Consider the following 7832-nt stretch of genomic DNA (forward strand, 5'->3'; position numbering starts at 1 on the left):
GGCTAAGCTGCCGTGGACGCCGGGACGGGCGCGTGCCGGTCGATGTCGTCGAGCAGGGCCGCAAACCAGTCGCGAAGGTCATGGTTGAGGATTGCGGACCTAAGCCTCTGGAAGCGGTCTCGCCGCTCCTCCGGTGGCATCGTCAACGCGCGGTAGATGGCTTCGGCAGTCTCGGCGACGTCGTACGGGTTGACACCGAGCGCCGCCGTGCCGAGCTCCTCGAAGGCGCCCGCCGTGCGGGAGAGCACCAGCACGCCGTCCCGGGTGTTCACGGTCGGACCTTCCTTCGCGACCAGGTTCATGCCGTCCGCCACCGGGTTCACGACCAGGACATCGTAGAGGGACATCGCGGCCAGGGCCTGAATGCGGTTGTTCTCGAAGATGACGCGGATTGGCTTCCAGCGCAGGTTGCCGAACTCGCGGTTGATGCTCTCGACGAGCGTCAGGGCCTCGTCCTGGTATTCCCGGTACGACTCGATGTCGCTCCTCGAAGGTACGAGCAACGCCAGGAAGTAGACCTGCTCGCGAAGCTCAGGGTGCTCTCGCAGCAGGAGGCGGTAGGCCTCGAACCCGCGCACAATGTTCTTCGTGAGGTCGAGGCGGTCGACGCGGAGGATGGTCTTGACGCCGGGCTGCGGCCGCAGGAGGTACCTGTAGCGCGAGAACTCCGGCGAGGCGGCAAGCGCCGCCAGTTCCTCGGGGTCCACGGAGATGGGGTCAGCCCAGACGCGGACCTTTCTGCCGCCGGTCCTCACGACGCCACGGTCGGCGTCGACGTCGCATGCGGGCGCGAACGCCGCGCAGGTTTGGACGAAGTTCCGGGCCGACTCGGGTGTCTGGAAGACGACGCTGTCGTTGCCCAGGAGGCCGAGACACAGCGATTGGACGATGGCCGGGTCGAGCCGCTTCCATTCCGAGGCCGGCGGCCAGGGGATGTGGATGAAGTGCTGGAGGTAAGCGTGCGGCCGCGCTCGGCGGACCATGGCGGGCGCCGTATAGAAGTGGTAGTCGTGAAACATGACCGCGCGCACGGCGCCAGTGTCGATCTCGCTCACGACCGCGTCCGCGAAGGCCTTGTTCACCTGCTGATAGCCGGACCTCCAAGCGCGCTCGCGTTCGGACTCGTCCAGGTCCGGTGGCCAGGGAAGCGAGTGCTGCAGGAACCAGAGGACCTCGTTGGAGAAGCGGCCGTAAAAGAGCTCATACGCCTCGGGCTCGGTCAGGACAAAGTGAGCCGCTCCATCACGGGCGGGTGGTTCCACCCGACCCTCGGCTACCAGGCGGTCGACGTCACTAAGGGGGCTTGACAGCCAGATTGTGGGATGGAGCCTGGCCGCGACGCTCAGGGCCGTGGCCAGGCCGCCCTGGCCCGGCACGGCCACGACTTCTCCCTCCCCGGACCACCTGTACTCCAGCGGCCCGCGGTTGCTTACAGTCAGCAGGCTCCCTCCCCGTCCGGCAGCCTCGATCACGGCTCTAACCCCCACTCCTGGACAGCTCACGGGCAAGCGCCCCCAGCAACTCCTCCACGGCGTCCACGCCCTCCACGGCCAGGTCCGCCGCTTCCGCCACCGATGGGTCCGTCTCGTTGTCGCGCACGACGACCGCCACGGCGTCCATGACGCCTTCCGCGCGACGCCCCTTTATCTCGCCGAAGACCGGAATGTCGGAGAGGTCGTCGCCCAGATAAACCAGACCGCGGATGCCCCTTGCCTCCGTCAACGCCAGGAAGGCGCTGTGCTTGTCGGGCAGCGCGCCGGGCACGAACTCGATGACCCGCTTCCCCTCCAGGAGCCGGGTACCGGTCGCCTCGGCTACCGGCGCGGCAAGCGAGAGAAGTCGTTCGCGCACCGCTTCGGGTTGGTCACAGTTACGATAGTGCAGGGAGAAGGCAACCCCCTTGTCTTCCACGGTCACGCAGGGCAGGCCGGCGAGCAGAGGCAAGACGACGCGGCGCGCGGCTTTGATCGAGTCCGCGCCGTGGACGTCCGCGCCGGCCGGCAGGCCGTAGTTACCCACGTACTCGACGCCATCAGCCCCGACCATGCGCCTGGCGAGCGCGGCCTGCCGCGCCGTTATTACCGCGACCAGGTCCAGCGCCCCGACCAGGTTCTCGAGGGCCTCAGTGACGCGCGGCGAGACCGTCGCGTCCTCGGGCCGGGGGACGATACGGCTGATCGTGCCGTCTATGTCACACACGAGGGCATTTGGCCTGTGGGACAGCGCTTCCAGGCAACGGGCGAGCACCTCCGCGACCGGTTGCGATGCACCGGCGGCGCGCCGGGGTGCCGAGGCTCCGCTTGCCATCGGAATGTCCTTTCAGAGGCCTGCGAGGTTAGCTGACGGGTTAGGACCTGAAAGTGCCCTGTCGCGCCGGCGACTTCACCCCCTGTGTGGTTCCCCCGCTCCCTTTGTGAAGGGATTCGGCCAACGCCAGCGGCTGGCGACACCCGAATCTTAGCACGGCACCGGGCCTGCCAGGACGCGACTGGCACGCGCTTAACCAAACCTTAATGGCGCGCGCCAGGCCCTTTCAGGGCCGTTTGGCCCGATATAACAGCAGCGTTTGGCCTTCGGTCGTAAGCGTGTGAAGCGCTTTGCCCTAAGAGGAGCCTTGCTTATAATCCGACAGCCTCATCATGCCGCTCCTGCAGGTGCTTTCTAGCAAGCCCAGAACTGGCAAGACCACGGTTGCCGTTGCCCTGGCCCAGGGCCTCGCCGGCGCGGGCAGCCGCGTCCAACTCCTGCGCATCGGAGACTCGGAGGCGGCGCGTGCTGACGCGGAGACCTTTGCCACACTTGGGTTCGCCGCGGTGCCAGCGCCGGTGAAGCGCGCGGACGCGAAGCCCGCGCCCGGACACCTGGCGGTCGTGGAGCTTGACGGGGCGGACGAACCACTCGATGCGCCGGCGGTCGTCGTGGTCCGCGGCGGCCCCGGCCCGGAGGACGAAGCGCTGGGCGAGCGCCTCGGCCAGCGTCTGCTGGGCACCGTAGCCACCGTGGTGCCGCCCGGGGACGTCGAGGCAGTCGCCCGCTCGCTGACCAATGCGGGCTTGCGGCCTCTGGCCATACTGCCGGAGGACTTCCGCCTCGCGGCGCCCTTGGTCGAAGACCTGCGGCATGCCCTCGCGGCCGATGTCCTGTACGAGGGCGAGAACCTGCGCATGCCGGTCGAGCATCTGCTCGTGGCGCCGGTCTACACGGACGGCGCCAAGCTCCACTTTCGCCGGTTCCCTGGTACCCGCGCCGTCCTCACCCCCTCCTACAAGACGGACCTTATCCTGGCCGCAATCGAGGCAGAGGCAGCGGCGGTGGTCATCACCGGCGGCCACCAGCCCAGTCCCTATGTCATCGATCGCGCCCAGGGCGAGCCTGTCACTCTCCTCCTCGCGCAGCACCAGACGCCGGCGGCTGTGGCCGCCCTGAGCGATGTCTGGACGAAGGGCGCCTTCTCCGGCGATTCGAAAGTCGAGGCGGTGCGCGAGCTACTCTCCGGCCGCATCGACTGGGCTAATCTCCTCAAGAAAATCCAGTGACCTGGGAGCCGCTAGCGCCTTAGCTTTCGCCCAGCGCGTTGGCCGCATTGGGCCCTAAGTGCCGCGGCTCCCCGAGACGACGCCAGCATCGGCCGGCGCGTGCAAGCCCCGGCCGTCAGGGTCGGGAGTGAAGTGGGCCGCTGCCTACGGTTCGGGAGTCGTGGCCCTGCGCGCCCCGGCGGTCCGCGCCGGCGCCGGCGCCTCCGACGCGCGGCCCGACGAGGGTGCCGGCCGTGGTGGCGGCTGCACCGCTTGTGCGGCCGAAGCCGCCGACGGCGGCGCGCTTCGAGCCGCGGGCGCCGGGCGGGGCGCGACGCGGTCTGTGGCGCAGTAGGGGCAGGCAGCCCAGTTCGTGCGGACCGGTTTGGCGCAACCCCGGCAGGGCTCGCGCAGCAGCGTCTTGCAGTAAGGACAGACGTTGAAGTCGCTCTCGACGGGCCGGCGGCAGGTCTGGCAGGCGTTCGAATCCAGCTGCAGTTCGTGCAGGATGGCTTCCGCCTCCAGGGAGCGCTCGTAGGCGTCGGCGATGGTCTCCTGCGGCCGGATCACGAGGTACACGATGAGGCCCGGGAGGTTGAATAGGCCGACGAGGAGCACCGCGACCGCCTGCGAGAAGGCGTCATTGGTCCGGGTCCTCACGTCTCGATAGGTCCAGACGACGGCGCTCACCCAGAGGACGATCGCGTAGGCGATGAAGAGGGCGCCGATGAGCTTGAGGGTGGCCTCCAGGCTCCCGCCCGGCCAGCTTGCAAGAAGGTCTGTCATGTCCGCCCTTCCGCGGGTCGCAGTCCGCAGCGCTTCCGAAGAACCTGAAGAATTCTAGCACGCGGTCACCCATCGGCCGGGCCGGCGCCGGTCTATCGCCGCGCTACCGCCCGCGGCCCCCCGAATGCGAGTCGCTACCCTGCCTCAGGTAGGCGAGAGGCCGCGGGCGGTGTCCTTGTCACCCAACGTCCTCTCACCCCGTTCGCTCGACCGTGCGCGTCCTGGCCCCGAGTCAGGCCGGCCGCCTGGCCACCCAGACCATTTCGCTGCTGCTATCCGTGAACGGCTCTCGCCGGAAGCCGCCGTACAGCGCCTCGACCTCGAAGCCGCAGAGTTCAAGCAGGTGCTGCATCTCATAGCGGAAGACGTAACGGAGTCTCATCTTCCGGTTCAGCCGGGAGATGATCTCACCCCGGCTGTCCAGCGCTTCGTGGATGAACGTCTGGTCGATCTCCTGGGTTGCAGTGACGTAGCGTCGCGTTTCCCACCGCAGGCCCCTGCCGCCATCGGCCGCTTCCCACTCGCTGTCCAGCCGTAGACCCGGCCGGTCCGGCCCCAGCCAGGAGCCCATCATCACGATGTCCGGGTTGAAGAAGTTGAGCGCAAAACGCCCGCCCGGCACGAGGTGACGGCGGACGGCGCCCAGACAGGACTTCTGCTGCTCGACGGTCGTGAGGTGCAGGAACGAGCGATAAGGGACGTAGATGAGCCCAAACTTCCGTCCAAGCTCGAAGTCCGCCATGTCAGCCTCGACCAGCTCGAGGTTCGTGATCCCTTCCGCTTTCTGTCTCGCGACCTCCAGCATCGCCGGCGAGACGTCCAGTCCGACGACGCGGACGCCGGCCCGGGCGATCGGGATCGCGACCCGCCCTGTCCCGACGGCGAGCTCGAGGACGTCGTGACCCGCGGCCGCAGCTTCGAGGGCCAGCGCCTTGTAGAACTCCACGTCGCCGGGGAGGCCTGGCGCCTCTCTGTCGTAAGCCCGGGCTACGCGCGGGTCAAAGTAAGACTCGTCCCCTTTCATGCCTGCGCCCCGTGTAATGCCCGGAACTCGTCCTCGAGGACGCCCATCACGAGCGTCGCCCAGTACTTGCCCCGGGCATAGCGGTCGTCGCGGAGGCGCCCTTCCTCGAGGAAGCCGCACTTCTTGTAGGACGCCACGGCGCGCAGATTGCGCTCGTCCACCGTGAGCATCACGCGGTGCAGGTTCATTTCGTCGAAGGCGAAGCGCAACAGGGTGATCATCGCGTCCGTGCCGTAACCCTGGTCCCACGCTGTCCTGTCGCCGATGGCGATGCCAACCGTTGCCTTGCGGTCTTCCGCGTGCGCCTCGTGCAGGCCGATGCTGCCGATGTGGCGTCCGTCCTTTAGGACGTCGACCGCGAACTGGAGGTTGTTGTAGGAGAGCGGTTGGTTGGTGCGTGACCGCAGCCATTCGGCTTCCGAGGCGCGGGAGAAGAAGTAACGCATGTTCAGGTACTGCTTGACCTCGCTATCGTTGAGCCAGCGGTAGTAGTTATCGACCTCGTCCGGCTCCATCGGCCGCAAGCGCACCAGCTTTCCTTCCAGCACCTTTCACCTCCGAAACGAAACAGGCCCTCTTGCGAGGGCCTTCCGCTGTCTCGACGCTCGCCGTCAGACGCGCGGCCAGAGGCCCTCCATCCGATCGCAGCCGGTGTGGCACGCGGGCGAAAGGCGCGGCGAACAGCCTGTCATGATTGGCAGACGGTATCACCGCACTCCGGAGCAGTCAACGTGGCCGTGTGCGGGGACCAGGACATCCTATACACCCGGGAGGCGGGCCGCCAGACACCAAGCTCGCTCTTCCATGAATCCCTGAGTCGCGGTCCATACCTGTTGCTGCTTTAGCGCCAGAATCGAATTTGCTATCATCCGCAGACGGCGCTGCCTCTTGACGTAAGGGCGCTGTGCCGGGATCGCGCCTCCTCCTGTCGGGCCAAAGGAGAGGACTGGTCGGAATGTCAATGCTCGCCGTGCGGATCGAGGTGTTCGAGGGGCCGCTGGACCTCCTGCTCCACCTTATCGAGAAGGACGACCTCGACATCACCGCCGTGTCCCTGGTGCAGGTCACCGACCAGTACATGGCCATGCTCCGAGACCAGGAGCAGATCGACTTGCGGGCGCTGGCCGATTTCGTAGCCGTCGGCGCCAAGCTCCTGTACCTGAAGTCGCGGGCCCTCCTGCCCCGCACGCCGGCAGAAGCCGAAGAGGACGCGCGCGAGGCCGAGGAGATCGCCCAGGACCTCACGGCGCAGTTGGAGGAGTACAGGGCCTTCAAACAGGCCGCGTCTTACCTGCGCCAGCTGGACGAAAGCGGCCATCGCTCCTTTCCGCGTGTAGCGCCGGTCCCGGCCGAGTGGCTGCCCACCGGCCTCGAGAAGGTGACGCTGCGCAAGCTCGTGAGCGTCCTCAGCCGGGCCTTGCAGAAACTGCCGGAGGAGCCGGAACCAGAGCGACTGCAACGGACGCTGATTAACCTCGCCGAGAGGCGCGAGGCGGTGTTGCGCTTCGTGCGCGCGCGCGGCCGCCTGTCCTTTGCCGACCTCATCGCCGACTGCCGCACACGGCTGGAGGCGATCGTCACCTTCCTGGCCGTGCTCGACCTGCTTAAGACCGGTGATATCACCGCCGACCAGGACGAGTCTTTTGGCGAGATCACTCTGCGCGTCCCCGGCGCAGTAAGCGCCGCAGGTGCTACGGCCTGAGGTTTGCCGCGGGCCATTCAGAGTTCCACCAGTCTGCCGATTCTTGAAGAAGGACTGGAGCTCCCGCGCCGGTTAGCTCGGTCTGAAGGAGACTGGTATGCGCTGGTTGCTGAGACTTCTGGAACGGGCCGGCAGAGAGGCTGGGCAGACTCTCGTCGAATACGCCCTCATAATCGCCATGGTCGCCATCGCGCTGGTGTTGAGCCTCCAGGTGATGGGGACCGGGCTGATGGACATCTACGCGGATATCGCGGCCGCGATCCCCTGACGCTGGGCCCGTAGCGGCGGCCGAGCGCGGTCTGCCGACGGCCGGCTCGACGCCGCCCGCAGCGTCCCTCTGCCCTTACCCAGGCTGCTCGCCTCGCGGGCTATCCGCCCCGCGCGGCCCCGGATTCAGAACTTCCGGCTGCGAAATGCGAGCCCCGCGCCCGCAACAGTGCGGCCGTTGCCGCCGCCAAGGCGAACGGAGGGATAGCGGCCCGAGCGCCGTCCCCGGCCATGCCACCGTCACCAGTCTCGGCGGCGTAACGCCTGTCCCACGCTCGGCGCCGCTACCGTGGCCGCCGGTGGCGGAGCCCCGGCAGCGCGCGTCCGGTCCTCCCGCGCTCGCGTGGCTCGATGCCGTCATTGCTGAAAAGCGGATGGCGAAGGCAGGACGCTCATGCTCTGAGCGCCTTCGAAACCGTCTCCAGGTCCTTGTCCCCGCGCCCGGAGAGGCAGACGAGCACGATGTCGTCGGGCCGGAGCCGCGGCGCCAGCTTTTCGACGTACGCGATGGCGTGCGATGACTCGAGGGCAGGGATTA

9 protein-coding genes and 1 riboswitch are annotated in these 7832 nt (G+C 67.6%); of the genes, 3 read left to right on the forward strand and 6 right to left on the reverse strand.

The window, feature by feature from the left end; translation table 11 throughout:
- Positions 1 to 2: 2 nt before the first annotated feature.
- Positions 3 to 1472, reverse strand: a complete 1470-nt coding sequence (locus tag VNN10_15465) for a trehalose-6-phosphate synthase (protein ID HXH23417.1) — start codon at positions 1470 to 1472, stop codon at positions 3 to 5.
- A 4-nt stretch (positions 1473 to 1476) separates the two neighbouring features.
- A complete protein-coding gene (gene otsB, locus VNN10_15470) occupies positions 1477 to 2307 on the reverse strand; it encodes a trehalose-phosphatase (protein ID HXH23418.1) in 831 nt (276 codons plus the stop codon).
- Positions 2308 to 2311: 4 nt separating this feature from the next.
- Positions 2312 to 2439, reverse strand: a riboswitch (cyclic di-AMP (ydaO/yuaA leader).
- Between the two features lie 200 nt (positions 2440 to 2639).
- Between otsB and VNN10_15475 the strand changes: the two genes are divergently transcribed.
- Positions 2640 to 3536, forward strand: coding sequence for a DRTGG domain-containing protein (locus tag VNN10_15475; protein ID HXH23419.1), 897 nt, complete (start codon positions 2640 to 2642; stop codon positions 3534 to 3536).
- Positions 3537 to 3680: 144 nt separating this feature from the next.
- On the opposite strand, the gene VNN10_15480 is transcribed toward VNN10_15475, so the two are convergent.
- From VNN10_15480 to VNN10_15490, 3 genes are all read right to left on the reverse strand, one after another.
- Complete coding sequence (locus tag VNN10_15480) at positions 3681 to 4301, reverse strand: zinc ribbon domain-containing protein (protein ID HXH23420.1); 621 nt, start codon at positions 4299 to 4301, stop codon at positions 3681 to 3683.
- A gap of 232 nt (positions 4302 to 4533) precedes the next feature.
- Positions 4534 to 5325, reverse strand: coding sequence for a class I SAM-dependent methyltransferase (locus tag VNN10_15485; protein ID HXH23421.1), 792 nt, complete (start codon positions 5323 to 5325; stop codon positions 4534 to 4536).
- Positions 5322 to 5873, reverse strand: coding sequence for a GNAT family protein (locus VNN10_15490; GenBank protein ID HXH23422.1), 552 nt, complete (start codon positions 5871 to 5873; stop codon positions 5322 to 5324). The genes VNN10_15485 and VNN10_15490 overlap by 4 nt, the downstream gene beginning before the upstream one ends.
- 407 nt (positions 5874 to 6280) lie before the next feature.
- Here VNN10_15490 and VNN10_15495 point away from each other — a divergent pair, with 407 nt between their 5' ends.
- Complete coding sequence (locus VNN10_15495) at positions 6281 to 7027, forward strand: ScpA family protein (protein HXH23423.1); 747 nt, start codon at positions 6281 to 6283, stop codon at positions 7025 to 7027.
- A gap of 97 nt (positions 7028 to 7124) precedes the next feature.
- Positions 7125 to 7295, forward strand: coding sequence for a Flp family type IVb pilin (locus VNN10_15500; GenBank protein ID HXH23424.1), 171 nt, complete (start codon positions 7125 to 7127; stop codon positions 7293 to 7295).
- Between the two features lie 391 nt (positions 7296 to 7686).
- Here the strand turns inward: VNN10_15500 and VNN10_15505 are convergent.
- A partial coding sequence (locus VNN10_15505) for a tryptophan synthase subunit beta (GenBank protein ID HXH23425.1) occupies positions 7687 to 7832 on the reverse strand: 146 nt, incomplete at its 5' end.

The organism is Dehalococcoidia bacterium (assembly GCA_035574915.1).
GTDB lineage: Bacteria > Chloroflexota > Dehalococcoidia > DSTF01 > WHTK01 > DATLYJ01.